33 protein-coding genes and 1 pseudogene are annotated in these 25,295 nt (G+C 40.3%); 25 read left to right on the top strand and 9 right to left on the bottom strand.

Annotation, left to right across the window (positions count from 1 at the left end):
* From DV942_RS13825 to DV942_RS13800, 6 genes and pseudogenes are all read left to right on the top strand, one after another.
* Nucleotides 1–888, top strand: coding sequence for a protein phosphatase 2C domain-containing protein (locus DV942_RS13825; RefSeq protein WP_145858376.1), 888 nt, complete (start codon nucleotides 1–3; stop codon nucleotides 886–888).
* Nucleotides 888–2,387, top strand: a complete 1,500-nt coding sequence (locus DV942_RS13820) for a protein kinase domain-containing protein (protein ID WP_145858373.1) — start codon at nucleotides 888–890, stop codon at nucleotides 2,385–2,387. Before DV942_RS13825 ends, DV942_RS13820 begins: the two co-directional genes overlap by 1 nt.
* Nucleotides 2,387–3,871: a DUF4407 domain-containing protein gene (locus tag DV942_RS13815; protein WP_145858370.1), complete on the top strand. Its 1,485-nt coding sequence runs from the start codon at nucleotides 2,387–2,389 to the stop codon at nucleotides 3,869–3,871. The genes DV942_RS13820 and DV942_RS13815 overlap by 1 nt, the downstream gene beginning before the upstream one ends.
* 35 nt (nucleotides 3,872–3,906) lie before the next feature.
* Nucleotides 3,907–4,208, top strand: a pseudogene (locus tag DV942_RS24160) (DUF6804 family protein).
* Nucleotides 4,209–4,221: 13 nt separating this feature from the next.
* Complete coding sequence (locus DV942_RS13805) at nucleotides 4,222–4,431, top strand: hypothetical protein (RefSeq protein WP_145858368.1); 210 nt, start codon at nucleotides 4,222–4,224, stop codon at nucleotides 4,429–4,431.
* Nucleotides 4,413–4,937, top strand: coding sequence for a thermonuclease family protein (locus tag DV942_RS13800; protein ID WP_145858365.1), 525 nt, complete (start codon nucleotides 4,413–4,415; stop codon nucleotides 4,935–4,937). Before DV942_RS13805 ends, DV942_RS13800 begins: the two co-directional genes overlap by 19 nt.
* A 772-nt stretch (nucleotides 4,938–5,709) precedes the next feature.
* Here DV942_RS13800 and DV942_RS24015 read toward each other — a convergent pair.
* The 8 genes from DV942_RS24015 to DV942_RS13770 form a co-directional block, all read right to left on the bottom strand.
* Nucleotides 5,710–6,375: a DUF3471 domain-containing protein gene (locus DV942_RS24015; RefSeq protein ID WP_280525528.1), complete on the bottom strand. Its 666-nt coding sequence runs from the start codon at nucleotides 6,373–6,375 to the stop codon at nucleotides 5,710–5,712.
* On the bottom strand, nucleotides 6,372–7,214 hold the full coding sequence (locus DV942_RS23835; protein WP_280525527.1) for a serine hydrolase domain-containing protein: 843 nt from the start codon (nucleotides 7,212–7,214) through the stop codon (nucleotides 6,372–6,374). The genes DV942_RS24015 and DV942_RS23835 overlap by 4 nt, the downstream gene beginning before the upstream one ends.
* A gap of 88 nt (nucleotides 7,215–7,302) precedes the next feature.
* Entirely contained in the window at nucleotides 7,303–7,461 is a 159-nt protein-coding gene (locus tag DV942_RS23500) for a hypothetical protein (RefSeq protein ID WP_186462310.1), read from the bottom strand.
* Nucleotides 7,462–7,628: 167 nt separating this feature from the next.
* Complete coding sequence (locus DV942_RS13790; RefSeq protein ID WP_145858363.1) at nucleotides 7,629–8,240, bottom strand: GIN domain-containing protein; 612 nt, start codon at nucleotides 8,238–8,240, stop codon at nucleotides 7,629–7,631.
* A gap of 633 nt (nucleotides 8,241–8,873) precedes the next feature.
* The gene (locus tag DV942_RS13785) at nucleotides 8,874–9,572 is read right to left on the bottom strand and encodes a response regulator (protein WP_186462309.1); all 699 of its coding nucleotides are present in this window, start codon (nucleotides 9,570–9,572) and stop codon (nucleotides 8,874–8,876) included.
* A complete protein-coding gene (locus DV942_RS13780) occupies nucleotides 9,553–10,359 on the bottom strand; it encodes a sensor histidine kinase (protein WP_145858357.1) in 807 nt (268 codons plus the stop codon). Before DV942_RS13780 ends, DV942_RS13785 begins: the two co-directional genes overlap by 20 nt.
* On the bottom strand, nucleotides 10,323–10,892 hold the full coding sequence (locus DV942_RS13775) for a hypothetical protein (RefSeq protein WP_145858356.1): 570 nt from the start codon (nucleotides 10,890–10,892) through the stop codon (nucleotides 10,323–10,325). The genes DV942_RS13780 and DV942_RS13775 overlap by 37 nt, the downstream gene beginning before the upstream one ends.
* Nucleotides 10,893–11,028: 136 nt before the next feature.
* Nucleotides 11,029–11,835 carry a hypothetical protein gene (locus DV942_RS13770; RefSeq protein WP_145858354.1) on the bottom strand — a complete coding sequence of 269 codons (807 nt, stop codon included), beginning with the start codon at nucleotides 11,833–11,835 and terminating at the stop codon, nucleotides 11,029–11,031.
* Nucleotides 11,836–12,275: 440 nt separating this feature from the next.
* On the opposite strand from DV942_RS13770, the gene DV942_RS13765 reads away from it, so the two are divergent.
* The 16 genes from DV942_RS13765 to DV942_RS13690 all read left to right on the top strand — a co-directional run bounded on the left by DV942_RS13765 (nucleotide 12,276) and on the right by DV942_RS13690 (nucleotide 20,372).
* Complete coding sequence (locus DV942_RS13765; protein WP_450091356.1) at nucleotides 12,276–12,452, top strand: RebB family R body protein; 177 nt, start codon at nucleotides 12,276–12,278, stop codon at nucleotides 12,450–12,452.
* 72 nt (nucleotides 12,453–12,524) lie between these two features.
* Nucleotides 12,525–12,851: a hypothetical protein gene (locus DV942_RS13760; protein WP_145858352.1), complete on the top strand. Its 327-nt coding sequence runs from the start codon at nucleotides 12,525–12,527 to the stop codon at nucleotides 12,849–12,851.
* A gap of 22 nt (nucleotides 12,852–12,873) precedes the next feature.
* Nucleotides 12,874–13,902: a hypothetical protein gene (locus DV942_RS13755; protein WP_145858349.1), complete on the top strand. Its 1,029-nt coding sequence runs from the start codon at nucleotides 12,874–12,876 to the stop codon at nucleotides 13,900–13,902.
* A 10-nt stretch (nucleotides 13,903–13,912) separates the two neighbouring features.
* A complete protein-coding gene (locus DV942_RS13750; RefSeq protein ID WP_145858346.1) occupies nucleotides 13,913–14,266 on the top strand; it encodes a RebB family R body protein in 354 nt (117 codons plus the stop codon).
* A gap of 25 nt (nucleotides 14,267–14,291) precedes the next feature.
* Entirely contained in the window at nucleotides 14,292–14,516 is a 225-nt protein-coding gene (locus DV942_RS13745; RefSeq protein WP_145858343.1) for a RebB family R body protein, read from the top strand.
* 28 nt (nucleotides 14,517–14,544) lie between these two features.
* Nucleotides 14,545–14,811: a RebB family R body protein gene (locus DV942_RS13740; RefSeq protein WP_145858341.1), complete on the top strand. Its 267-nt coding sequence runs from the start codon at nucleotides 14,545–14,547 to the stop codon at nucleotides 14,809–14,811.
* A gap of 42 nt (nucleotides 14,812–14,853) precedes the next feature.
* Nucleotides 14,854–15,120 carry a RebB family R body protein gene (locus DV942_RS13735; RefSeq protein ID WP_145858337.1) on the top strand — a complete coding sequence of 89 codons (267 nt, stop codon included), beginning with the start codon at nucleotides 14,854–14,856 and terminating at the stop codon, nucleotides 15,118–15,120.
* A 30-nt stretch (nucleotides 15,121–15,150) separates the two neighbouring features.
* Nucleotides 15,151–15,417, top strand: a complete 267-nt coding sequence (locus DV942_RS13730; RefSeq protein WP_121284323.1) for a RebB family R body protein — start codon at nucleotides 15,151–15,153, stop codon at nucleotides 15,415–15,417.
* A 29-nt stretch (nucleotides 15,418–15,446) separates the two neighbouring features.
* The gene (locus DV942_RS13725; RefSeq protein WP_145858334.1) at nucleotides 15,447–15,734 is read left to right on the top strand and encodes a RebB family R body protein; all 288 of its coding nucleotides are present in this window, start codon (nucleotides 15,447–15,449) and stop codon (nucleotides 15,732–15,734) included.
* 35 nt (nucleotides 15,735–15,769) lie between these two features.
* Complete coding sequence (locus DV942_RS13720) at nucleotides 15,770–16,039, top strand: RebB family R body protein (protein WP_029287502.1); 270 nt, start codon at nucleotides 15,770–15,772, stop codon at nucleotides 16,037–16,039.
* A gap of 100 nt (nucleotides 16,040–16,139) precedes the next feature.
* A complete protein-coding gene (locus DV942_RS13715) occupies nucleotides 16,140–16,538 on the top strand; it encodes a hypothetical protein (protein ID WP_145858331.1) in 399 nt (132 codons plus the stop codon).
* Between the two features lie 11 nt (nucleotides 16,539–16,549).
* On the top strand, nucleotides 16,550–17,344 hold the full coding sequence (locus DV942_RS13710; RefSeq protein WP_145858329.1) for a hypothetical protein: 795 nt from the start codon (nucleotides 16,550–16,552) through the stop codon (nucleotides 17,342–17,344).
* 21 nt (nucleotides 17,345–17,365) lie between these two features.
* On the top strand, nucleotides 17,366–17,836 hold the full coding sequence (locus DV942_RS13705) for a hypothetical protein (RefSeq protein ID WP_145858325.1): 471 nt from the start codon (nucleotides 17,366–17,368) through the stop codon (nucleotides 17,834–17,836).
* Between the two features lie 91 nt (nucleotides 17,837–17,927).
* On the top strand, nucleotides 17,928–18,668 hold the full coding sequence (locus DV942_RS13700) for a hypothetical protein (RefSeq protein WP_145858323.1): 741 nt from the start codon (nucleotides 17,928–17,930) through the stop codon (nucleotides 18,666–18,668).
* Between the two features lie 55 nt (nucleotides 18,669–18,723).
* Nucleotides 18,724–19,593 (top strand): GH25 family lysozyme, encoded by an 870-nt coding sequence (locus DV942_RS13695; protein ID WP_145858321.1) that lies wholly within the window; start codon nucleotides 18,724–18,726, stop codon nucleotides 19,591–19,593.
* A 92-nt stretch (nucleotides 19,594–19,685) separates the two neighbouring features.
* Nucleotides 19,686–20,372, top strand: coding sequence for a hypothetical protein (locus tag DV942_RS13690; protein WP_145858318.1), 687 nt, complete (start codon nucleotides 19,686–19,688; stop codon nucleotides 20,370–20,372).
* Between the two features lie 435 nt (nucleotides 20,373–20,807).
* On the opposite strand, the gene DV942_RS13685 is transcribed toward DV942_RS13690, so the two are convergent.
* Complete coding sequence (locus DV942_RS13685; protein ID WP_145858315.1) at nucleotides 20,808–21,419, bottom strand: GIN domain-containing protein; 612 nt, start codon at nucleotides 21,417–21,419, stop codon at nucleotides 20,808–20,810.
* Between the two features lie 380 nt (nucleotides 21,420–21,799).
* On the opposite strand from DV942_RS13685, the gene DV942_RS13680 reads away from it, so the two are divergent.
* The 3 genes from DV942_RS13680 (at nucleotide 21,800) to DV942_RS13670 (ending at nucleotide 25,274) form a co-directional block, all read left to right on the top strand.
* Nucleotides 21,800–22,771 carry an aldo/keto reductase gene (locus DV942_RS13680; protein ID WP_145858312.1) on the top strand — a complete coding sequence of 324 codons (972 nt, stop codon included), beginning with the start codon at nucleotides 21,800–21,802 and terminating at the stop codon, nucleotides 22,769–22,771.
* Complete coding sequence (locus DV942_RS13675; protein WP_145858309.1) at nucleotides 22,772–23,605, top strand: helix-turn-helix domain-containing protein; 834 nt, start codon at nucleotides 22,772–22,774, stop codon at nucleotides 23,603–23,605.
* 334 nt (nucleotides 23,606–23,939) lie between these two features.
* A complete protein-coding gene (locus DV942_RS13670; RefSeq protein ID WP_222431112.1) occupies nucleotides 23,940–25,274 on the top strand; it encodes an IS5 family transposase in 1,335 nt (444 codons plus the stop codon).
* The last annotated feature ends 21 nt before the right edge of the window (nucleotides 25,275–25,295 follow it).

Here is a 25,295-nt window from a genome sequence, read left to right as displayed (position 1 = left end):
ATGGGAAAGCTGATAGCATGCGCGACTGATACGAACAAAAATAGCATAAATCAAGATTATTGCCTAATAGTTGAAAATAAGATTATAGGTATTTCTGGTGTAATTATAGCTGATGGCATTGGTTCTCACTTCAAATCAGAGATTGCTGCTAAATTTTGTTCTAGTAAATTAAAAGAACTAATAGAACAAATACGAACAATTGAAGAGCTAAATCTTGAAATACTATACAACCATGTTCAATTATCTTTAATGGAATTTGCCAAAAATAGTAATGAGTTTGATTTTAATACGATTGACAAGAATTCCTCACTAGGTACAACTCTTATTTGTATCCTCGATTTTGACAATACATATCTTATTGCATATTCTGGCAATGGATCTATATGGCATGTAGATGGTAGATTTAATACATTTAGCAAAAACTTCTATCTACCGTGGAATTCAATAAACTTTTTAAATCCACATACGATTGAACAAGATGGGAAAGCTGCCTTATATCGTTATCTATCAATATCAGATAGACAGTACCTACCAACTATCTTGATTTTAAACAAAAATCAATTCCCACCTGGCGAAATAATTTTAGCCACCACAGACGGTATATTCAGTAATGATGCTGTGCCAATTGGAAAAGATTCAAATAATACGATATGGATTAAAGGAGAAGAAACCATGCCAATTCTTTATTCGCAACTTTCAGATTTTCTTAGTAGAAATCCCAAGGATTCGAAGGCCGAAGATCTTGAACAAGTTTTAATTCAATATTTAAGTGAATTAAAAGAAAAAACTATCATGCATGATGATACGACCATTGGTATTATAATTTCAGAAAATACAATAGAATATCACCAGTCGATTTATGAGAAACAGCTGAAAAGCACCCTATAATGAAGAAGATAATAGTTAATAGCGGATTATCAAGCGGTATCAGAAAAGAGTTTGATCTTGTAAATTCAATTGAAATCGAAGACAAGCCGTTTGCCGTTGGTGGATTTGGAGAAGTTTATCACTGCATTTCTATTAATGAAATTCCTGCGGTTAAAAAGTTGGTTGTTAAAATTTTTAAAGACAATCTAAAAGGTTCTGAAGAACACAGCTTCAAAACTACGCAAAGGCTTCAGAAAAAAGTCAACAACGAAAACCAGATGCTCTTGGCTCAAAAAAGTCAAGACATTATACAGATTTATCCCGCTTTCTCTGGGTTACCACAATACAGTTTTAAGGGAGTTATCAATGGGAATTATATCTCTGGATTTATGGCTGACAACCTTGTAAGCCTTGGTTTTAGCGAGTTCCAGCATTTCCTGCAAAATCCGTTATATTTAGCTCAATATCAAAACTTTCCAATCGAAAAAAAAATGCAAATAGCCTATCAACTAGTTTCAGCATTTAAAGTATTGGAAGATTTTCGATTTATACACGCAGATTTAAAGCCGGAGGCGTTATTTATAAACTTGACAGTGGGACAGGTTGCCATAATTGATTTTGATAGCGGGGTTATAACCGAAAACCCAGATGACGAGCCATCAACTTGGGGTGCTGCAAATGATTGGGTTGCACCCGAGATATGGGAGCAACAAACAAATATACAACGAGGAGATAAAATAAAAGTTGATATTTATTCTGATAAATGGTCTGTTGCTGTTGGCATTCATTACCTAATGACCACGTTCCACCCCTTATTCTTCTTAACGGAACTATCACCTAGGGTAGCAAAGCAGTATTTTACTCCTCAAAATCAATGGCCCAATATTAATAAAAGTACCCCCTACTTTCAAAAAGCAAATGAAGCCATTTACGATCAATATCTACCTTGGCTCAACTCAGCAATACCACAGTTAGTCAGAGAAAAGCTAGCCCATACGATAAATTTCGGTTACAAAAACCCTGTTGCTAGAACTTCTTACAGCGATTGGAAAACTGCTCTATTTGCAATACAACAACCGCCAAAAATCCTGTTCTTTAGAACTGATAAAAATGCAATTATTGATAGTTTGGATGTTGAACTAAGCTGGGAAGTAGAAAATGCACATACAATTGAAATCGATCCCAACTTAGGTCAGTTACAATCTAAGGGTTCGGTGAAAACTAAGCCCGCTAAAAATCAAAACTTTAAGCTTACAGCAACAGGCTATTACGGGCAAACGCACTCACAATTGGAGATTAAGGTCTTTCCTACTCCAATAATAGAGTCCTTGATAGTACCCACTCCAGAGATTCAACAATACTATAGTATGGATAGGCTGAACTTTCAAGGCTTTCAACTTGATCTATCAATCAATATCGATACTAATAATATTTCGCAGACATCGGAAAAGCTTATTCAGGAGAATCCTAAGATTCATAGGATATCACAAATAATAGATCAAATAAAACATATATTATAATGATTGGAGATTTTTTCATCTGGTGTAGTGGCGCAAAAAAAAGAGTCCTCTCAGAATGTCCTATTGAAAAAGGAAAATTTATTGGCATGGGAATGGCGGTATTTTTTATATCAATCCTATCAGTTATATCATCAACTTTCTTCATAACGTATGCCTTTGCAAAGAAAAATACCAATGAGTTATCTTTTGCTATTCATTGGCAATACATATTATGCGGCATTTTATGGGGTATAATTATTTTTACAATAGATAGAAATATCGTATCCACTATTCGCAAAACAGGAGTTTTAAAAAATGAATTACAAAAAGCATACCCAAGGTTTATTCTCGCTTTTTTTATAGGGATTGTCATATCAACACCTTTAGAAATGAAGTTTTTTGAAAAAGAAATCACCCAAAAAATTGAAGAGAAAATCCTTAACCAACAAATTGGCCTGAATAACCAAACAACTACCCCACTTAAAAATCAGATTGCAAATACGAAAGAACAGATAATATTAAATACATCATTAAGAGAAGATGCTTATGCAAAGGCAGTCGCTGAAAAAAATGGGCGAGGCTTAACAGGAATAAAAAGGTATGGACCAAAAGCAAAAGAATGGGAAAATAAATCTTTTCGTTATAGCCAATTAGTTGATTCACTAAATTCCAATCTTACAAAATTGAATGATGAATTAATGAATAGCCAAGATGGATTATCTGTTGAAAAATTATATGACAAAGGAATTATACAAAGATTTGATGGAGCAGAAATGCGGATTGGGGCATTGTATGAACTTGGTGTATTCCATTGGGTGATAACCTTGCTTTTTATTTCGCTTGAAATACTTCCTTTAATAGTTAAACTCATGATACCAAGAGGCCCTTATGATGAAATTTTAGACAGGATGGAGTACGAAATTTTTATTGAACAAAAGAGAATTATTTCAGACAAAAATTCAGAGATAAATAATCTTTTGGAAGAAATAGACAAAATAACCAAGCTGAAAAGCGAAACTCGGCTTTTAATAAATAAAACCAAACTAGATGCAGAGATAAAAGCGAATGAAAGTCTCCTGCTTGACATTTCTCAAAAGCAGGCAAATCTTGCCAAAATAGCAGTAAAAAAATGGTATGATGACGAACTAAATAAGCTAAAGTCAAATCAAAAACCTCAATATATAACAACTAATATCAACACCCAGAATCCCGGTCCGCTTACCGAATCTGATAAAAAGATATCTGGCATCTTCTGGATGCAGAAGGGAGCGGTAGATAATACTGAGTATTATTTCCATAATGGCTCCTTAAAGGGAAATTCCTTAATTCACCTCAAAAATAATCAATTCCATAAGGGAGAATGGGGATACAGGAGTAAGTATGAAATTGATATTGATTTGTTAAATAAAAAAGTAGAGTATATCATACTTGAATTAACTGATAATTATCTAAAGTTAAAAGATAAATTGACAAATGAAATCCTTGAATTTGAAAAGTCAGGATGATTTTAACGAAGAGCTGTACTCGAAATTAATTTGTAATGGAAAATAAAATAAAGGTCTCCCTGGCATTACTCTTATTGATCTGCCTTGTAAATATGCCTTATAGCTACTATCAATTAGTTGGGTTTTAGCAATGATTGGGTTTGGAATATTGGCATATCAGACAAACAGAAAAAATCATCTTAACGTCACTATTACTGATACTGTATTGGCAGTTGTATTTCAGCCTATATTTAGAATCGCTTTAAGTCATTTCCTCTGGAATGTAATAGATGTAGTAGTGGCGATTGGACTAATCCTTCGATTTATAGAAAAACAAAAATTTACCATAATAATATAAAACTTTATTAAAAATGAAAACCCTCTCCCTAATCATCTTCTTCTTCGTAAACATTACCTGCAAGGAAAGCACAATGGTGTACATCTGCAACAGCCCAGGTGCTAAAAAATACCACAATAGCTCAAATTGTCGTGGTTTAAGTAATTGTACTTACAAAATTGTAAAAGTGGATATTGAACAAGCTAAAAAAGACGGCAAAACATTATGCGGCTGGGAAAAGTAGGCCTGTTGCTGTTGTTACTCACGCTTCAATCCTGCTTCATCCAGCCCGCTGGAAATAAAGGCCTCAATTATAGCAATCTGGTTTTTACCGCCAAAGTCATCCGCATTATGGATGGCGATACCATGGAGGTTTTATACCAGAACCATCCTGTTAAAATCCGTTTGGCGCATATTGATTGCCCCGAGAAACGTGGCCACCAGCCTTTTGGAACCAAAGCCAGACAGGCGCTTTCGGATTTGTGTTTCGGCCAAATGGTAATGATACAGGGCCAAAATTACGACCGGTATAAAAGATTGATCGCCTTAGTGATTAATAATAAAAAACAGGTAGTCAACCAGGAAATGGTTAAATTGGGTATGGCCTGGCATTTTAAAAAGTACTCCTCCGATCCGCTTTATGCGCAACTTGAAATTACCGCAAGGAAACATAAAGTAGGTTTATGGCAGGATAGCACTGCAACTGCACCATGGGAATGGAGAGCGATGAAGCATGTTTTGGTGAAGTAACCGCTTGCGTGTTTCATGTTTTAAGCCTTATATAATGGAGACTATGAAACGCTAGTGCAGATTTTGCAATATTGATCTCCTGCTGAATAAAGAAACCGATCTTTACCTCTACCATCTCTTTGGCAGCCCCACCTGATAGCTCACCCGCCAGCAGACTACAGGTTACCTTAACATAAGCGAAAACACCTACAAACGTAAGGTAAAAGACGACATTTTAAAACCCTTAAACCTGCCGGGGAGACCGCTTTTACCTGAAAAACCGGTTGGCTTATTTAAGTGGCCGGATAAAATGCATTTGGTTACCCATTCTTTACCTGTTCTTTACCTGTTGTTCGAGACAGGTTAACCCCATGTTTACCCTTTCGTTACCTATTCTTTACCTTTTGTTTACCCCGGCGTTACCCTTTAGGTAAACAAAAGGTAATGCCGGAGGTCTTTTTATGCCGGCAATAGGGTGGTGCCCGGCGCCAGCTGTCTGCCAGCATGTGCGCAGATTGCTCATCAATTGAGTTTAAAGGTTGTGATAAAATTTTGATTTAGTTTTAGAAACCCAGCACGTTTTTCCTCATTGAAACCATTCACTTCAAGTTAACTCTGCTCTATATAACTTGCTTAATTTGTTCAAAACGTATACTGGCACGGGGTATGATGCACCCCATAAACTTAATGGTAGAGGTTTATTAATGATTAAAACCCTGGGGATTAAACGACTTACCGCTTAACAAAAAATAGCCAATAAAAATTCCTTACACGGATAATTTAGGCAAGGAGTTTACAATCTTTTCGCATGTATAGTACTGCCTTGTATAAAAATCAGCTCTGTTATTAACCCATTCTGATCTTTTACAAACTCCATACTGGCTTGAATCGTTTTAAAAAAGAACTTGTTATTGCTTTCTGCGAAAGCCTCTATCCTGGGCTGCCCGGTTGCCTGTACGAAAACCTTTTTACCCTCGCGGCTTACAGTTAATACCAGTTTGGGGGTAAGCTGGTAATTGCCCAGATAAAGATCCAGATCCTGATCAGGAACCGCAGCGAGGGTTACCTTTTTGGTTTTGTTTAAGCCTTTAAAACCATACACCTTGGAAATGCTGTTGATCAGCTCCTGAACAATTTCTCCGTTATCTGAATTGACCATCACTATCAGACCATTCCCACCCTCAAAGCTTCCATAGTATCCGCCGGTAAATCCTGCATTCCCCGCACCATGGCCAAAGTACTTAACTCCATCGTAATCCTCCACAAAAACACCTAAGGCAGCGCCATTTTTATTCATGTAAGGACTTAGGCGTAACTTTGTTCTCTCCTCATCAAGAACCTTTGCCGATTTACCCTGGTAAGCAAGCTGGGTTTCGATGATATATTTAGCCAGATCCCTGGGATTTGTCCATAAACCCGCAGCAGCCTGCTCGGGATAAATATGATATTTGCCCTTCACATCTTTCCCATCTCCGTCGAATCCTGAGGATAATAATTGCGGCCTGATGCCCATTGGTGGTTGTACAAAAGTCTGCTAAGCATGCCCAGCGGTTTCAATACCTGCTCCCTTAAATAGTTTTCATACTTTTCTCCGGTAATATCGGTGAGTACCAGTTGAGAGATCGTTGTGCCCCCACCGGAATATTCCTGACGGCTGCCGGGAGGGAAAAGTGACTTCACCGCATCTGAATTGGCAGGAAACTCGCCATTTAAAATCTGAATGACTGAAGGTAGCCGATTACCCGAATCATAGCCCGCAAAGCCATGCACATTTAACCCGGCGGTATGGCTGAGTAGATTTGCCATATTGATTTTCTTTCCCTTGGAAACGGAATCGTAAGGGAATTTCCAGCTTTTGAGGTAATTATTGATATCTGCATATAAATCCAGCTTACGGTCTTTAAACAGCTTTAAGATGGCCAGGCCGTTGAGCGATTTACTGATAGATGCCGCCTGAAAAAGTGTTTTATCGGTTACCGGAATTCTCTTTTCTGGATCGGCAAAGCCATAACCCCTGGCAAAATCGACCTTATAATCCTTAATCACCACGATGCTGAGCCCCTGCACCTTAAAATGTTTCATCCGATCGAGCAAATTCGCAGCAGCAGAATCGCCGGTCTGGATGTTTTCGGTAAGCCCGTTTTCAACCTGTCTGATCCGGTCTTCGACTGTGGATTGCGCAAGAGTAGTGTTAAAACTGAAAACCAAAAAAAACAAAACCAGGCAGGCAGTACCTGTATAGGCTTTCTGATTAGCCGCCTTAAGTCTACCCAAATGGGTTCTTACGGTATTTTTCATTTATATTATCTTTGTGTAACACTGAACTGCTCAGGATTATTGGTTTTTAATTGATAAACTTAACCCTGGTTTTCTGATTGGTTAATTCCTACTTCTGCTGCCCCATAACAATACGCCAAATGGCAACAGTTTTATCCGGGCCACTTCTTCCCGCTGGCGCAAGGTTAGGTATTCCACCGGCTGACCATGGCTGTTTCGGGGCGGCAGCCGTTTTTGCCATATCGGTGTGCAGGTTAAAAATAATCATTACCGGTTTAAAACCAAGCTTCAGCGGCCGGTATAACTACCATGATGTCTATTGATAAGCTATACAACTAGTATGGTTATGCATAATACGTAAATATTCCTGGAATTTAATCACTAAAACAAAAAAAGCCACCCCAAAGGGCAGCTTTACTTATCTGATTGATGTTTTTATTTTGCTAAAACCATCGCGTTTTGCTCTGCTTTCATAATCGCCTCAGAAGCATATGATTCTGATTTAAGACTGGCAAAGTCTGCTAGTTTTACATTTTTCATATTGCTTGCAATCATGGTACTTTGATCAGCAGTACCATTTAATTTTAATACTGCATCTTCCTTAACGATGGTGTATAAACTACCAGCGGTAGTTTTAATCTTGGCAGTAGCACTTTGGCTCAAAAACAACTGAAGGTTTTTTACATCAAAGTTATTACTGGTTATTACAACCGATTGGCCGTAAGCTTCAATTCTTTCTAAATCTTTTACGGTGATATTAAGCGTTACCTGACCGGTTTCCATTGAATTGACAAATAAGGTTGTTCCATCAGTGGTTACCGAAGTTTTTGCAGCATCGTAGTTGCTTGCCCCTTCTACATGTTGCTTTTCACCTTGCGTTAAGATAAGTTTTACATTTCCACTTACCCAGATCCTGTTGAATGTTGATAGTGTGGGCGTTTTTGTTTCTGCTTTAACAGGCTCAGCGGCAAAAGTTACCATTGCTGATGAAGTGAATACTACTGCTGTTAATACTACTGCGAATAAGGTTTTTGTTAAGGTTTTCATATCTTTAATATTTTAAGTGCTTGTTATTGTTTTGTTATTAAGACGCAGCTTAACGCCAAACGTTGCAGGCAAAAACCCGACATTATACCATTGTCCGTAACTTCTAGACCAACGCCGGTAATTTCTAGACAAACGCTTTTCAACTTTATATCCTGACTTGCATAAATCAAGTTAAAGGATCAGGAAGATACTGCCGTTTTACAGAATGGGAGAAATAAGAAAATTAGTTTTAAGGATCTTGAAAGCTATCGGCCTCCCTTGGTATCAGAGAAAAGTAATTACCTGAATTATAAAAAAATCAGTGCTGCAACTCCATGGGTTAACCTATTGATAGCGCAATCATTTCTTAATTAAATCTATATGCAGGATATTAAAAATTAAAGGCAGAGCGACCAGAAAGGTTAAACCATGCATAGCATCAGCCAAAGCAAGATTACCTCCTAATTTAGGTTAGCAGGTATTGGATCGTGAGTATCTGCCAGTAGATGCGCCAGGCTTATGAACATTATTCTGAGATATCCTTCAATAACTATTTACATCCGCTGATTTTTACTGACAGTCAGCACCCGGAAATTAAATGGACGATAAGTAGGCATTACAATTTAGCAAAGCAGGTTTAAATGATTCGTTTTATTACTGAATTTCATCGATAATGCCGCTTTTTATTGCATATACCGCAAGGCTCACCGAATTGGACGTACCTGATTTTTCTAATAAATTTTTACGGTGGCCCTCTACCGTTTTAACACTGATGAATAATTTCTGTGCAATTTCTGTGGTGGTTAAGCCATTACAAATGAGTGTAAGTACTTCAAGTTCCCTTTTAGTCAGCGGGCTTTCGCCATACTTTAAAGTTGATCGCCTGCTATAATTACTTTTAACACCGTTTACCATGGCCGCGGCAACAGCATCGGTAAAGTAAAAACCATTTACATATACCTTTTCAATGGCTTTATATAAAATTTCTTTATCAATATCTTTTGGTAAATAACTCCGCGCACCGGCTTTCATCATATAGAAAATAAAATTATCGGCTGTATGCATGGATAAGGCAATGATCCTTACTTCCGGAAATTTTTCTGCAACTAGTTTGCACAAATCCATTCCGTCTTTTCCGGGTAGTTCAATATCCATCAAAATGATATCAGGTACCTGCAGTTCCAGTTCCTTTAATAATTGCGAATAACCCTCAACGTCAAAAATAGGATCGAAGTGTTTAACCCGTCCTAAAATTTCCATTAACCCCAGCCTAAATAGTTTATGATCATCTACTATGCCTATTTTAATTCGGTTAGCAGGTTGGTTAGTTAAATCATTTTTGATCTTTTCCATCATTTAAAGGAATAGTGATTTCGATTAATGTACCTGAATTTTCTTTGGATGTTATCTTTAAAGCAGCTTGCATAGCTGCTACCCGGGTTTTTATACTCTTAATACCTATCCCCGTACGGATTAAATCGTTAGTGATGGTAGCATCAAAGCCACAGCCGTCATCCTTAACTATAGCCAATATACCCTCAGCGGTTTGATTGAGCGTAATGAACAGGCTTTTTGCATTTGCATGATTGATGACGTTGTTGATCAGTTCCTGGATAATTCGATATATAGACAGTTCGTATTCAAAACTCAGGTCGAATTTTGTGTCAATTGCCATATCAATCTTTAGGGTATTGCTGGCAGATAATACATTTACATGGTAACGTAGTGCATCAGCCAATCCAAATTTTGCCAGTACAGATGGGAAAAGATTATTTGCAATCTTTCTCACGTCATTAATGGTATTGCTCAATCCATCTTTAATGCCCGCAATGAGCCGGCGGCTTTCCATATCATTTTCCGGAAGCTGATTAACAAGCATTTTTATAGCTGAAAGGGATGAACCTATTTCGTCATGCATATCCTGCCCGATACGTACCCTTTCTTTTTCCTGAATGCTAATGCTAAAACCAAGTAATTGTATTTGGTAGTCATCCTTAACTTTTTGTAAACGGCGTTGCTCTTTGAGCAACCGTTTTTGATATAAAACAAAAAATGCAATGATCGCAATAGCTAGCAATAGCATGACGAGGATACTGCCGAATATCAGATGTTGTAATTCAGTTTCTTTGGGATCAGACACACGGTTAAAGTATAAAAAATGTATAAAAGCATGTTAAATATGGCATGGGTAAACCAAATGAGATTGAAGAATCGCAGCGATAACATTTGAATATAATTACTGAAAATGAAGATCACAGAATTTGCTGAAAAATAAATAAACAGGCCTGTGGATAACCAAAACATAGGTTGATATTCAAGGCGTGTCTCTATGAGTGAGCTCAGGTTTTTATAGTAATAACACATCACCAATAGCAATATTAATACGCCTTCAGTGAAATGAGGAATAGCGCTCAGGTCGTCGGCAGGTGCCATCAAACTGTCAGCAATGACATAAGTGGTAAACAATATGGTTACTATTGGTATGAAACGGCCAATTGCCATTTTTTTGAACTCAGATTGATATATCCGGGCAAGCAATGCAAATTCTACCGGTATAAAAACTGGCCATAAAAAATGGTTGCTGATTTTCAGAAAGTACAAAACATGCCCGATTGCTTCTACTGAAAAATCAAAAAAAATCAATAAAGCCAGAGACCTCCATATTTGCTCCATTTTTTTAAATCGTATAAGAGCGATTAAAAATGGTACGATGACCATAAGAGACGAATAAATTAAAAAGGTTTGCGAAGCACCATCCATAAATATTCAACATTGGATCTTTATTCAAAATTTTATTATTGCAGTTTGCTTACAGGCTTATGTGATTGGGTGGTGTGGGAAGAGAAAGATCATAAAAGGTTTTCACCTCTTCAGCATTATCGACAGCGCTGTCATCAGTAAGGAGTTGTACACCCGCCAGAACCAGTCCGAATGTACGGCTCAAGGTAGGCTGGCCAATCAGGTTATTGGAAACATGTTTGTGTATAACCGGCAGGATGACCAGATCATAACACTCTTTCTGCGTTCCCGGAGGAAACAACGAATACATAAAGTCTGACATGAGGTAGTTATAGCCGGTAAGGTATCCGTAATTTGTTAAAAACAGCTCACTTAAGCATCCTGGTGCCTTTGGATTGCCATCACACACCATTTTCCACCCGTCTATCCATTCTTGTGCGAGGCGGCTTGAAATAAAGTTGCCAACCCCCTGAAAAGGCTTGTCTCCCGATACAACAATGGTATCATCATACTGTGGCCTACCTAAATGGTAAGCCGAACATCTCTGCCCCAGCTGATCAGTTGCGTATATAACAATGGTAAATGTTGGTGACTTTATCTTATAGGGTTGATATTTATTAGCTATCGCAAATCTTGCATGGATGTGCTTGACGCCAATACACGACAACAAACTCTGTATAGTTGCATCGTTAAAGTGAACCTGTACCAACATTTTTTCCGTGCTGCTGTCCTTATCTGCAAAAATTTTGCAGGGCATTTTAGTGCTGGAAACTTGTTTGGTCCATTCAAATGTATACTCCAGAAATTGTAATTCCGAGATGATGTAAAAGTTTTCTAAGCTGGCAGGATTAGATGAGTAATCGTGATTGTTCATCATGTTATGTAATAAAACCGGTTAATGAAAAAATTTATTTTTTGTTTTGATCAATAGTTTGTAAGTCAGGCTGCAGCATTTATTCAATCAAATCACATCCCTTGAATAATGATCTAAAATACAAAATTGTAGTTGCAAAACAGTGTTTATGTATATATAAATATATTTTTCAGCAACAAATAGACTTCTTATCCCCCTAATATTAAGTATACAACTTTTAGCATTTTAACAAGGGTTTACCCTGGGTTTTGCATGGTTTACCCTCATTTATAAAAACGAGTGTTTACGCTCTTTAAACGGCTTTAATTATAACCTTTCTTTGAGGTATAGAATATTAAATAATTAGCAGGATTTAAACCGGGTAAAAATTCTTGAAACCCCTTATTCCCATAGCGCTTAAGCTATAGTAAAGAGGAAGTGCAGGAGTACCTGGTGATCATAAATTGGAAAATAAAACAGCTTATATGGATTCTTTACAAATCATATTTCAAAGCATGGCAGTATCTATGGGAATAGCCATGCACAATGCCAGCACAAATCAGCGCAGCGGGCAACTTATAGCCAATGCCTGCCTGTCTGTCTGCTGTAAAAAAATATTGGAAAGTCAAAGCAATACCTAATCATTTTCTTAAGCCTTATCCGGCTTTATATTAACCTGGTAAACGGATGGTATCACAATTAAAATAAATATTATGCCTTATACAAGTTTAACAACATCAGACAGTAGCATTACTCCACAAATTATGCAAGACGAGGGTACGATTAAGGCCTTTCAATCTGTCGCTCAATCAACAGCGCTAGCCGTACAGGATGCTGTTGATAATCTCAGAAATGTAAACACCATCAGCTCTACTGCCATTGGTGTTGCGATGGCGCAAATGCTTGCGGTGCCGGCTGAGGCAGGTCAATATACAACTATTGTAACTGCTGCCCAAGCCTTAGCGACTACCGCAGCGGCCAACTTTCTGGTGGTTGGGCAAAATGCCGCAACGGTGCTCAGCGGCTTTCCATCGAAATAATTGTTTAAAAGAATAAGATCAGATGATTTATCTCAACGGACAACAACTGAATGCTATCGGCGGGTTAAGCACAAAGTCGCAGGCGGTACTTGCTATGATCAGTGGAGGACAGAAATGGTTAAGTATGTGTATTGCTGATACCTCGATCACCAGCATCAATGTCGAAAGCGAAAACCAACTGCTTAAGCTGATACAAAGCGGGTTAACAGGCGATAACTATATTCGTTTCAATACTTTCAGGGCGGATATCGACAAAATACTTTCTTTATCCGACTCAGATGCCGCGCAATTGGCAGCGATCCGGCTCTCGGCAAATGATAATGAAGCTAACCTGGCGGTATTGCTTCATCAAAACGATATGCTAAGCTATGGAGATCTTGCAAAAAGTTACGATTTGATCTCCCAGCTTGTTCAAAAGCGGCCGGATCTTTTTCAGGCCATCTCATTTAGTGACATGCTCACGTTAGCTGATTTTACGATACAACAAAGCGAAGTTAACCCCGAATTGCAGACACAATCGGCTGAATTCGCGAGTGCAACCGCGGCTACAGTATCCGATTTTGTCAACCTGTCGCTTTTCTTCCAATATGCGCAGCAACATCTGCTGGGCGAAAACCTTATCCCTCAAACCCAAAATAGCGAAATACAGGCCATGTATGCGCAGCTTGCGGCAGTGGTAGAGCCTTATTTATTTACCCCTTCAATCGATATGACGACTGCCGGCGGGAACATGGTGCAATCCGTTCCGGACCTGGCGAGGGGAAGCAATTTTATTGGCTATATCACAGCCAGTTCTGCGATGTTCAACCTTATACAAAATATTTCTCTTAACTACCAGACCGGGGGCGGCCTGACGACAGCTATAAACAATTACCTGGCTGCAGTAAAAAACCTCATCAGTTTTACACCTTTAGCCACCAACACACTGTCGCAGGACGGCGCCACAGCTTCGCTTAAATTCCAATCCGGCCAGGGCATTGCAAATGTCGGCGTAGACCGAAATGGTACCGTATACCTGTTCCCAGATACCAAGATTATTAACTTAAATTAAATAGGAAATTATGGCTAACGATTATATCCTTTCTTCCGTAACCGATGTGCAGCAACTGCTAAAAGGTAATGCTGATTCGCAATCTGTAGCAATGCTGAACAATGTAATGGCCGAAACCATAGGCATGGCTATGCACAACGCCGTTACCGCTCAACATAATGCACAAATGCTGAATTCGGCCACGACCACATCTACCTGTGCACGTATCCTTTCAGTAATGGGGGCCACCCCGCCTGCGCCTGCACCGCCGCCCGCGCCAACTCCCCCACCAACGCCAAATGCGGCACCGGAAACACCAGCTACCGGAACAGCAACTGCAGCCGAAAGTGGTACCCCAGTTGCCAGTAATAACACCAGCAATTAATATTTAAAAAGAAGCTTAACCTAAAATGGCAGAAACAGTAAATAGTCAGGTTACTGATTCGATTACCGAATCAAGCCTGGAGGTTATCGGAAATGCACCTGCTATTGCGATTGGCAACCTTTATCAGGCCACGGCCCAGGCTTTGGCCAATGCGGCCCATAATGCAACGGTAGCGCAGCAACAGGCCAATATTTTGGGACAAGCAGTAACCGCTCAGGGCGTGGCACTTATATATGCTATTAAAATTTAATCATTATAAACAATAAAAAACAAAAACTATGGCTTTTCCAACAGCAGTAAACAGCCAGATCACCGATTCGGTGACCCAGGCAAACACCCAGGTATTAGGCCTTGCCCCGGCAAGTGCTATGGCTAACCTTATGCAGGCCACCGCGCAGGCACTGGCTAATGCAGCGCATAATGCAACGACCAGTCAGCAACAAAGTAATATTACCGCGCAGGCGGCAACCACCATGGGCGTAACAACCCTCTATTCGATAGATACTGCATCTGATGCGGTGGGAACAACTAAAATATTCGCTTAAAAAGTAATTAACAATTAATCAATAAATTAAATAAAAACAATTATGGCTTTTCCAACATCAGTAAACGACCAAATCACCGATTCAGTATCACAGGTTAACACCAAGGTTTTAGGTGATTCGCCGGCAATGGCAATGGGCAACCTTTTTATGGCTACCTCACAAGCGCTGGCAAATGCAGCCCACAATGCAACCAACTCACAACAGCAAACCAACATTACGGCCCAGGCTGCCACCACATCAGGCATTACCACCCTGTATTCGATAGATACCTCATCCGATGCAGTAGGTACACGTAAAATTTATCAATAATTAAATCTTTAACCCTAAATCTAAACCGTTATGGCTTTTCCAACAGCAGTAAACAGTCAAATTACCGATTCAGTATCTGAAGTAAATACTAAGGTACTGGGCGATGCGCCGGCAATGGCAATGGGCAACCTTTTTATGGCTACCTCTCAGGCTTTATCCAACGCGGCTCATAATGCAACCCATACGCAGCAGCAAACCAACGTTACTTCACAGGCATCAACAACCTCTGCGGTAACTACCCTGTATTCCATCGATACTTCATCAGACGCGGTAGGCACAAATATGATTTATCAATAAACTTAACATTCACATTAAAAAAATAAACAATGGCTTTTCCAACAGCAGTAAACAGTCAGATCACCGATTCGGTGACCCAGGCCAACACCAAAGTATTGGGCGACGCGGCCGCTATCGCGATGGGCAATTTTTTCCAGGCTACATCACAGGCAATGGCCAATGCGGCACATAATGCTTCTACCAGCCAGCAGCAAAGTAATATCACGGCGCAGGCGGCAACTACAATGGGCGTTACCACCCTGTATTCTATTGACACGGCCTCCAGTGTTGTGGGTACCAAACAAATCTATGCTCCGGGTAAAGTACTAGGGCAATAAAACCGAACCAATTATTCACTTAAACCAACTTTATTATGGCTTTTCCAACATCAGTAAACGATCAGATCACCGACTCTGTAACCCAGGCAAACACCAAAGTACTGGGCGACGCGCCTGCAATTGCAATGGGCAACCTGTATCAGGCCACCGCACAAGCATTGGCCAATGCAGCACACAATGCCACCAGCAGCCAGCAGCAAAGTAATATTACGGCACAGGCAGCCACCACTATGGGGGTTACGATGCTGTATTCAATCGATACTGCATCTGATGCCGTAGGCACCAAACAAATCTTTGGCTCTTAGCCGCACAAAAACCGGATCCAAAAAGGGATGGAAATGGTTAAAGAGGGCAGTGCCAATGGCTGGCGCAGCCCTCATTCCAATTACTTAAAAGAACAATATTATGCAACAGCAAAGTGATTCCCCTAATACAGCTGATACACCGGTTGCGCCCCACAGTAAGCCTGCAGCGGCACCATCAACATCACCGCAACAGGTGATGCAGCAACAAATTACTGACCTTAAAGCGCAGATCGCCATCATTCAGCAACAGGCTTTACAGGCGATGCAGGCGCAGGTAGACAGCAGCTTCCAAACGCTGGCAGCAAGCAGTTTGCAAATGGTAAATAACCAGGGTCAAGCTGCTGCGCCGGTAGTGCCACCACCAGTAATCAACCCTATTCAGCAGGCAATTAATACGGTAAACACCAGTGTTGACGCGGCCATGCTGGCCGCCCAGCAAAGTGTGAAAAATGCCGAGAGTATGGTAAACGATCCTGCGCAGCAAACGCCGGGAAGCTAATCCAAAAAGATATGGAAATAAACTATCAAACTTTTTTAAAATATTTGAAGGACTGGTGTGAAGAAAGAAGTAATTACATCAAACAGTGTTGGCCCCTGAGAGGTAGTTGGGAGGCTTGGGTTCAAATTGATTTTGCAGCATATATGCACTCAAACTATCCAGATGTGGAAATTTTGCGGGAAGCGGAAATTTTCAAAATGAGATTAAATTCGAAGGGAAAAAAAAGTTCAAAACAGCCCGCAGTTGATTGGTTGATTAATGGTAACACTGCAGATCCTAGATACCGAATTGCGGTAGAGTTAAAATGTCTCTCCGCGGGACCACTTGTTAATTCTATAGGAGATCCCCAACAGGTTGATCCATTAAATATCTCGAACCAACCACTCTACCCAGCAATTTATTCTTTAGTCACAGGTGTAAATGAAGATAAGAAAAAACTTGATCAAGATAATATAAATGATCAGAATCGCTATTGTCAAACAACCGTTGTGGCTTTAAATTTTGCGCTTGAAGCTCAAAACTACCTGAAAAATTACACTGACTTAGAAAGTATTTACATAACAACAAATGGCGAGGTGGAAATTTGGGCCAAGCTTTTTTACACTTCGGTTCAGCCAGACTTGGCAAATCCTGTTATAGCACCTTTATCTTCAGTAGCACAGTTTGGTTTGCCTGGGTCATCTAATTCGTCTGGTCTTTTTGGGTCGCCTTTGCCTGGTTCGTCTGTATCAAATCCCATAGACCTTACATCCGGGTCGTCGTTGCTTGGTTCATCAGCGTCAAATCCGATGGAAATTACCGAATGATTAACAATAAAATGAAAACTTATGACAGCAGATGAATTATTTAATTTTTTTAAATTAAAAGCACCGCAAACGGTTAATGCGATCAGCTCAGGTGCGGGTTGGGAAATTTGGCTTCAGACTGAATTGATTCTGGCGCTCAGAGATGCGAACCAGGGATATAGTGGTGCCCGTGAACTACCTTACCCTTCACCATGGGAAAAATCACGTCTTGACATAGGTATTGGGCACAATCAGGAGTATTATGCGATTGAAATGAAAGTAGAAAGCGCTGCCAAGACCAAGCCTTTTCTGAACCGTATCTTAAAAGACGTTACTAAAATAGGATATTACGCGGTTCAGGGAAGCGAGGTGAAATTATCCAAATATGTAGTGGGCATAGGTTTCAGTGTGGCGGCAAAAGCACAAATGAAGCAATATTCGGTTGACAATGCCGGACAAGCAGGTTATTGTGAGCAGAATGGGCTTGGCATCCTTTTAATCCTGGTTCCTTAAACTCATTTTTGATAACCACGGTTAACCGGAATGAAGATGCGAACTAAGCGGATAACCTATTCCCTTTCCCTAAATTTATAAATTAATCCTGATGAATTCAACTTGTTTGCTGCTAGATCTTATGGTTTACCCGATGCTGATTTCGGGAGGTTTTATAGTTGTTACTTTGATCATATTTGTCTGTTTAGCGGCGCGGACCTCGTTGCTGCGCGAAGAAATCAGTAATCACCGGGAATTTAACGTTAACCAGCGAGCGCAGGAAATTAAGTTGGGCAAACCGGTAAACCAGACATCTCCTTTCAGCCTGTCTAAAGTACAACTGGGAGTATGGACAATGGTGATCTCATCATCCTATATTTATTTGTCCTTATTTAAAGGAGATTGTGCCGAAACTGAAGTTAACCAAACAGCACTGGTGCTATTGGGGATTTTTTCAGGTACTGCAGTCACATCTAAAATCATAGATAAACGCGAAATCAAAGATCAGCGGCCAAGGCATCAGAATAGACCCTCGCGAGGCTTCTTTACGGATATATTATCAGACGATCTAGGCATCAGCATTCACCGGTTTCAGCACGTAGTATGGACCCTGGTGGGCATAAGCATTTATCTTTATAAAATAGGAGAAGTTAAAACAGGCTGTGCTTTACCAGAGTTAAGCGATACTTTACTGTTATTAATGGGCATTAGCAGTGCAACATTTGTGGCTATCCGATCAAGAGAAAACGATGCTGAGGACACCCCAAAAACCGGCGTTCCTGATTATATCCCCACGGCTGTACAAAACCCTCCCGCTCATGCAGGCAGTGGAGGTAATGCATTCTACGGATAGCTGCTATAATACCCGTTAAAAACTTAACACATTCATTCATCTAAATCTTATTTTTATGCAAACACTTTCAATCGGCTCGGCAGGCAGCGAGGTTTTTATGCTGCAAAGGGCACTCTCTTTTCTTAATTATTCATTGGCCATTGACGGTAATTTTGGTCCTGGCACCCAGGCTGCAGTAATACAATTTCAACAGGAACATCAGTTAAGTGCCGACGGCATTGCCGGGCCCGACACCTGGGCCGTGCTGGACAATCTGGTGCCGCAGGGCATGGATATCAGCCATTTTACCGGCAACATTAACTGGGGCCAGTTATCGCCACATATCCAGTTTATTTATTGCAAAGCCAGCCAGGGGGCAGGTTTTAAAGACCCTACATTATCTTCTAACATGGCAACCATCAGACAGCAAGGGCTGATATTCGGCGCTTATCATTTTTTAACTTTCCAGGATTCTGCCACCGTTCAAATGCAGAACTTTTTATCGTGCGGGATTGATTTCACCGCCCCGGGTACCCTGCCACCAGTGTTGGATATTGAATGGCAGGTGGGCTCGAATGACGGGCAGACCCAGGCGATGAACCAGTACATTCTAAATAATAAAACTGCCTGCGCTCAGCTGATTCATGATTGCCTTACGCAACTTTCGTCTGCAACGGGCCGTACACCGATCATTTATACCGCAAAATCGTTCTGGACGGAATATTTTGGCGGAGTCGCTTTCCCTGATTACCCTTTATGGGTGCCTTCTTACCAATCTAACCCGCCGGGACTATTTGCTTCATGGCAGCAGTACGCATTCTGGCAATACTCTGGAAGCGGAGCGGTAACAGGCGTGTCAGGCCAGGTAGACCAGGATCTTTTTAATGGCAATAAGGACACTTTAAATACGCTGGCGTTAATCAGCAGTAGTGAAAAGCAGGTATAAAAAATGCTTATTTGATTGCCCGCAAGTATTAACCATCAAGGGTACAGACCAGTAGTTTCAAATAGATAGCGAACAACCTTAATACATGATATATGCCAAAACAAGATCCAATTAAGCAAGTCGTAGTTGACCAGGATTGGGAAAACGTGAAAAAAGACGTAAACAGTGCGATGTCAAAAATAAAAAATCTTCTCTTGAGTACAAATCAGGAAAAACACAACGCAATTTCCAGTCTTAAGATTCGGGGCAGAGATCAAATTATTTATGCTTTTTTACTCACGCTCAAATTAAATAAGCTAAATCATTTGTTAGCAGACTGGAATGAGAAAACGTGGGACATCTATTATACATCAGGCCTTTTGCTGGATATGGGGCTTGCACTTAGTAAACTGCTTCCGGATAAAACAGAAGCTAGGGCCGCCTTCGAAGCACAATTTAGTCAAACGCGTCAGGCAAATAAATTAATAAACCGTAAAAGTGACTTTTATAAAGATCTGCCTGATGATGTAGGCACGCAAGCAGGCGTTTCGGCCAGCACCTGGAATGTACTACAGGCACTTCGTTATTTAAATATGGAACTGGGCAACGCCGGAAGAGAGAAAATTACCCCAATTGAAGTGGAAGCCATCATGAATGGACTTATATACTTTTGGGATATTGGTTATATTAAACGTTGGCTGGGCCAGTTTCATACAGCCGCAGAGGTATGGGCCGCTTATAACTTTTACCGGGAGAAATACGATATAAAAAAGTCATTACCGATTACGCCCAAACTATGATTCAATGCGGCTGACAAAAGATTGTGGAATAAAGCAAGGGAATTTGCATCTTAGCAAAACGGAAACCGCTAAAACTTTTAAGCCAGCTAATTTTACATTATTCTAATTGCTTGGGGCACTTTGATTAGCAGTACTATTTAAATACCGAATCACCCTTAACAATAGTATATAAACTGCCTGCTGATGTATTCTGTAATATCCTACCTATCTAACTGGTCTTTATTGAATTGATGAACAAGCTTTGTCCCATCAGTTGTCGCCCAATGATACAAATTATAATATGCCTACACCTACCGAAACTTATACCAATCTTTTGAAAATGAGAAGTCAAACATCTCATCAGCATGTTTTCACATTAAAATAACATTCTTTAAATCGCGCTTAAAACAAAAAAAGCCACCCCAAAGGGCAGCTTTACTTATCTGATTGATGTTTTTATTTTGCTAAAACCATCGCGTTTTGCTCTGCTTTCATAATCGCCTCAGAAGCATATGATTCTGATTTAAGACTGGCAAAGTCTGCTAGTTTTACATTTTTCATATTGCTTGCAATCATGGTACTTTGATCAGCAGTACCATTTAATTTTAATACTGCATCTTCCTTAACGATGGTGTATAAACTGCCAGCCGTAGTTTTAATCTTGGCAGTAGCACTTTGGCTCAAAAACAACTGAAGGTTTTTTACATCAAAGTTATTACTGGTTATTACAACCGACTGGCCGTAAGCTTCAATTCTTTCTAAATCTTTTACGGTGATATTAAGTGTTACCTGACCGGTTTCCATTGAATTGACAAATAAGGTTGTTCCATCAGTGGTTACCGAAGTTTTTGCAGCATCGTAGTTGCCTGCCCCTTCTACATGTTGCTTTTCGCCTTGCGTTAGGATAAGTTTTACATTACCACTTACCCAGATCCTGTTGAATGTTGATAGTGTGGACGTTTTTGTTTCTGCTTTAACAGGCTCAGCGGCAAAAGTTACCATTGCTGATGAAGTGAATACTACTGCTGTTAATACTGCTGCGAATAAGGTTTTTGTTAAGGTTTTCATATCTTTAATATTTTAAGTGCTTGTTATTGTTTTGTTATTAAGACGCAGCTGACCACCAAACGTTGCAGGCAAAAACCCGCCATTATACCATTATCCGTAACTTCTAGACCAACGCCGGTAATTTCTAGACGAACGCCTCTTAAATTTTTTCCTTATCTTCCTTAACGCTGATGTATTTACACCTGATCGTCCATCTCCGCCACTCATTTAAGGTATATGATGTTACTCATTTGGCATTCACATATCATGAATAACGCGATTGTATAGCTACTGGTGATGTAAATCTCTCATTCACTATAAAGCACAGATGAGCTACAGAAGCAAATTAATTGAGCCGTACAAGCAATTTGATTGAGGGTTTGATCACGGATATTTGCATTATGAAAAACATCAATAAAATCCAGTTAGGCCAGAATGGCCCGTTGGTATCCGCTCTTGGGCTGGGCTGCATGCGCATGTCATCTGTTTGGGGAGGATCGCAACCTGATGAAGCGGAAAGTATGGCTACGATAAAGCAAGCTTTGGATCTCGGTATCAATTTCCTGAATACCGGCGATTTTTACGGCGCCGGACATAACGAAATGCTGATTAGAAAAGCAATAAGGGGAAGGCGCGATGACGCTTTTATTAGCGTGAAGTTTGGGGCCATCTTTCACAACGGCCAATGGCTAGGGCTCGACCTTCGGCCGAATTCAATCAAGAATTTCATTAATTACTCCCTAACCCGGCTTGGCATTGAAACCATTGATCTCTATCAGCCCAGCCGGATGGATAACAGTGTACCTGTGGAAGATATTATCGGTACAGTAGCCGACCTGGTTAAGGAAGGCAAAGTTAAACACATTGGTGTATCTGAAATTACCGCAGCGCAACTCCGTAAAGCCAATGATGTTTACCCCATAAGTGCACTGGAAATTGGCTATTCTCTAGCTGAACGACAGATAGAAAATGAATTGTTACCCGCAGCCAGGGAGTTAGGCATTGCTGTTGTAGCTTTCGCGAATACAGCGGAGGGTTTGCTCACCGGCGAAATGACTGCACCACTTCCGGATAACGATTACCGGAACCATTTCTCCCGTTTCCAAAATGAAAACCTGGTGCACAATCTTGAAAAAGTGGAGGTGCTGAAGCATTTAGCCATTGCAAAAGGGATTACGCCAACACAGCTTGCTATTGCCTGGGTAAAAGAGCAGGGGGATCAAATCATGCCGTTGGTAAGCATGAGCAGGAGATCGCGTTTGCCCGAAAATATCGAAGCAATGGAAATCAGCTTTACCCCGGAAGAAATGAATACATTAAACACTACTTTTGCAATAGGGGCCATTAAAGGTGGTACCTATTTAGAACGATAAATGGAAAGTCCGGCAGAAATCCTTCCTGGTGTAATCTTTTACTCTTACCTCTCAACCGAAAAGAAACAGAAAGCTTGCTTTTGGAATCATCATACCCTGATACTACAGGTTTCAGGTCAATTTACATTAGAAACTTCTGCTCAAACGATTTCGATGGGTGCAGGAGAAATGCTGTTGATTGGTAAAAATCAATTGGGTATGCTAACCAAAACACCTGGCGCCGGAGGCAGCTATGAAACGATTGTGATCTCACTACAGGAAGATTTAATGCGCAAAATTGCATTGGAGGAAAAACTTGAACCTGGTGGAAAATATATAGGTCTGCCAAACCTCCTGATTCCCTCCAATGAATTTTTGCAGGGCTATTTTCATTCCATCGTTCCGTATGCCAGAAGTTCAGGAGCCTCCATGACAGATGAAATGGGAATCTTGAAAGTAAAAGAGGGCGTTAAATTATTACTTCTGGCGATGCCGATATTACAAAGTTTTTTATTTGATTATTCAGAACCCTATAAAATAAATCTGGAAAAGTTCATGCTTAATAACTTCCAGTTTAATGTTCCCGTAGAAAAATTTGCCCAGCTCGCAGGCCGCAGCCTGGCTGGTTTTAAACGTGATTTTCAAAAAACTTTTAGCCTTCCGCCTCGCCAATGGTTGCTCTCAAAACGGCTGGATGCTGCAAAATTTTTAATTGAACATAAACATCAAAAGCCTTCGGCCATCTATCTGGATTTGGGCTTCGAAAGTCTTTCCCATTTTTCACATGCCTTTAAAAAGAAATTCGGAATAGCGCCAAGTGAGGTTATTCACCTCGAAACAGTAAAAAAAGCATAATCTCCATGCATTAAGAGCGCGCTATGGCATAGGCATTTTCTATAAATCAATAACGATTAGTTTTAATACCAAGAGTCCTCCCTTTGTTGAATACAATTTTTTCTAGGCTTGTAGTTAAGGATTTCAGTTAGCCTGAACCTGCAAGTTTTCTATATCAGTTCTCAATTCAGCAACCTTATCATTCCCCCGATTCAGCATTATCTCTCTTAAAGTGATTATGTAGTCGCCCCTTAAAAACAATTTAAATATTTGATTGTCAATAATTTGTTGATAAATTTCAGTATTATAAATTGCGGGTTTTGGTTATATTTATATCAAAAGCTTGCAGATATTTATGCTTAAACAACCAAAAAACACAACACAACTAAGTTTTTTACAGCCGGGTTTAAAGGAACAATTGTCGAACAAACATCCCTTGTACATTTTAGCGGAGTATGTTAACTGGCAATTGTTCGAGGACAGTTTTAAGAAGCATTACAAGGAGAATTTTGGCCGCCCGGCCAAGCCGATCCGCCTGATGGTAGCGCTGTTGATGCTCAAGCACATCCGCAACCTGAGCGACGAAAGTGTTGTAGAACAGTGGGCAGAGAATGCTTATTACCAATATTTCAGCGGAGAGCGGGTATTTGCGGCAAAAGCCCCTTGTGAGGCATCAGAGCTTGTTCACTTTCGTAACCGTATCGGTGCCGAAGGTGTGGAACTGATCTTCAGGGAAAGTATCCGTATCAATGGAAAAGGTGGCAAGGAAGATAAGGCCAGCATAGACACTACTGTACAGGAGAAGAACATTACTTATCCTACCGATAGCAAACTGCACCGGAAGATCATCAAAAAATGTATCGGGATAGCTGACAAAGCAGGACTCGTGCTTCGTCAGCGTTATACCCGCACTTTAAAGAAGCTGAGTGTTGAACAGCGTTTCCGCAACCATCCTAAGAACGGAGCCAAAGCGCGGAAAGCAGACAAAAAAGTAAAAACAATAGCGGGCAGACTGGTACGGGAACTACAAAGGGAATTACCGGCAGAAAACTACAAAACCGACCTGGAGCTGTTTGAGCGTGTACTCCTCCAAAAACGGCAGGACAAAAACAAGGTGTATAGCCTGCATGAGCCGGATGTAGTATGCATCAGCAAAGGCAAAGAGCATAAAAAATACGAGTTTGGCAGTAAAGTATCCATCACAGTCACCCAGAACAGCGGTGTGATCATCGGTGCAATCAATATCCAGGGGAATGACTACGACGGACATACACTGGATGCAGCTCTGGAACAACAGCAAAGGTTAACCGGTCATACGCTTAAAGAGGTCTTTGTAGACCGGGGTTACCGAGGGAGAAAAGAGGTGCTCGGAACTACTATCCATACCCCAAAAACTTTCAGCAGTAAACTAACGAACTACCGAAAGACCAAACTAAAGGCAGGCTTTACCAAAAGAGCGGCCATCGAACCTAAGATCGGGCATCTGAAAACAGACCATCGCTTAAGCCGCAATTTTTACAAAGGAATAAAAGGCGATAACATCAATGTAATGTTAGCTGCCGCCGCGATGAACTTCAAAAGGATGATGAATATCTGGAAAGATCATCTTTGGGCGCTTTTTTTAAGCTTTGTTCAGCTCGTAAAAACATTCATGAAACAACCAAAATATGATACAATCTTTGTTCAATGACTTTTTAAGGAACGACTATGT

Source organism: Pedobacter suwonensis (assembly GCF_007833675.1).
GTDB lineage: Bacteria > Bacteroidota > Bacteroidia > Sphingobacteriales > Sphingobacteriaceae > Pedobacter > Pedobacter suwonensis.
Note: the sequence above shows the minus strand (reverse complement) of the source record. Positions and strands in the feature narration are given on the sequence as shown.

Excerpts from the sequence above, each read along its gene's own strand:
- DV942_RS13770 (WP_145858354.1), bottom strand. The coding sequence starts at position 11,835 with ATGATGAACAATCACGATTACTCATCTAATCCTGCCAGCTTAGAAAAC.
- DV942_RS13730 (WP_121284323.1), top strand. The coding sequence starts at position 15,151 with ATGGCTTTTCCAACAGCAGTAAACAGTCAAATTACCGATTCAGTATCT.
- DV942_RS13825 (WP_145858376.1), top strand. The coding sequence starts at position 1 with ATGGGAAAGCTGATAGCATGCGCGACTGATACGAACAAAAATAGCATA.
- DV942_RS13720 (WP_029287502.1), top strand. The coding sequence starts at position 15,770 with ATGGCTTTTCCAACATCAGTAAACGATCAGATCACCGACTCTGTAACC.
- DV942_RS13815 (WP_145858370.1), top strand. The coding sequence starts at position 2,387 with ATGATTGGAGATTTTTTCATCTGGTGTAGTGGCGCAAAAAAAAGAGTC.
- DV942_RS13740 (WP_145858341.1), top strand. The coding sequence starts at position 14,545 with ATGGCTTTTCCAACAGCAGTAAACAGCCAGATCACCGATTCGGTGACC.
- DV942_RS13725 (WP_145858334.1), top strand. The coding sequence starts at position 15,447 with ATGGCTTTTCCAACAGCAGTAAACAGTCAGATCACCGATTCGGTGACC.
- DV942_RS13700 (WP_145858323.1), top strand. The coding sequence starts at position 17,928 with ATGAATTCAACTTGTTTGCTGCTAGATCTTATGGTTTACCCGATGCTG.
- DV942_RS13705 (WP_145858325.1), top strand. The coding sequence starts at position 17,366 with ATGACAGCAGATGAATTATTTAATTTTTTTAAATTAAAAGCACCGCAA.
- DV942_RS13760 (WP_145858352.1), top strand. The coding sequence starts at position 12,525 with ATGCCTTATACAAGTTTAACAACATCAGACAGTAGCATTACTCCACAA.
- DV942_RS23500 (WP_186462310.1), bottom strand. The coding sequence starts at position 7,461 with ATGATTATTTTTAACCTGCACACCGATATGGCAAAAACGGCTGCCGCC.
- DV942_RS13750 (WP_145858346.1), top strand. The coding sequence starts at position 13,913 with ATGGCTAACGATTATATCCTTTCTTCCGTAACCGATGTGCAGCAACTG.
- DV942_RS13800 (WP_145858365.1), top strand. The coding sequence starts at position 4,413 with ATGCGGCTGGGAAAAGTAGGCCTGTTGCTGTTGTTACTCACGCTTCAA.
- DV942_RS23835 (WP_280525527.1), bottom strand. The coding sequence starts at position 7,214 with ATGAAAAATACCGTAAGAACCCATTTGGGTAGACTTAAGGCGGCTAAT.
- DV942_RS13805 (WP_145858368.1), top strand. The coding sequence starts at position 4,222 with ATGAAAACCCTCTCCCTAATCATCTTCTTCTTCGTAAACATTACCTGC.
- DV942_RS13690 (WP_145858318.1), top strand. The coding sequence starts at position 19,686 with ATGCCAAAACAAGATCCAATTAAGCAAGTCGTAGTTGACCAGGATTGG.
- DV942_RS13685 (WP_145858315.1), bottom strand. The coding sequence starts at position 21,419 with ATGAAAACCTTAACAAAAACCTTATTCGCAGCAGTATTAACAGCAGTA.
- DV942_RS13670 (WP_222431112.1), top strand. The coding sequence starts at position 23,940 with ATGCTTAAACAACCAAAAAACACAACACAACTAAGTTTTTTACAGCCG.
- DV942_RS13785 (WP_186462309.1), bottom strand. The coding sequence starts at position 9,572 with ATGGAAAAGATCAAAAATGATTTAACTAACCAACCTGCTAACCGAATT.
- DV942_RS13790 (WP_145858363.1), bottom strand. The coding sequence starts at position 8,240 with ATGAAAACCTTAACAAAAACCTTATTCGCAGTAGTATTAACAGCAGTA.
- DV942_RS13680 (WP_145858312.1), top strand. The coding sequence starts at position 21,800 with ATGAAAAACATCAATAAAATCCAGTTAGGCCAGAATGGCCCGTTGGTA.
- DV942_RS13775 (WP_145858356.1), bottom strand. The coding sequence starts at position 10,892 with ATGGAGCAAATATGGAGGTCTCTGGCTTTATTGATTTTTTTTGATTTT.
- DV942_RS13735 (WP_145858337.1), top strand. The coding sequence starts at position 14,854 with ATGGCTTTTCCAACATCAGTAAACGACCAAATCACCGATTCAGTATCA.
- DV942_RS13710 (WP_145858329.1), top strand. The coding sequence starts at position 16,550 with ATGGAAATAAACTATCAAACTTTTTTAAAATATTTGAAGGACTGGTGT.
- DV942_RS13820 (WP_145858373.1), top strand. The coding sequence starts at position 888 with ATGAAGAAGATAATAGTTAATAGCGGATTATCAAGCGGTATCAGAAAA.
- DV942_RS13715 (WP_145858331.1), top strand. The coding sequence starts at position 16,140 with ATGCAACAGCAAAGTGATTCCCCTAATACAGCTGATACACCGGTTGCG.
- DV942_RS13695 (WP_145858321.1), top strand. The coding sequence starts at position 18,724 with ATGCAAACACTTTCAATCGGCTCGGCAGGCAGCGAGGTTTTTATGCTG.
- DV942_RS13675 (WP_145858309.1), top strand. The coding sequence starts at position 22,772 with ATGGAAAGTCCGGCAGAAATCCTTCCTGGTGTAATCTTTTACTCTTAC.
- DV942_RS13745 (WP_145858343.1), top strand. The coding sequence starts at position 14,292 with ATGGCAGAAACAGTAAATAGTCAGGTTACTGATTCGATTACCGAATCA.
- DV942_RS13755 (WP_145858349.1), top strand. The coding sequence starts at position 12,874 with ATGATTTATCTCAACGGACAACAACTGAATGCTATCGGCGGGTTAAGC.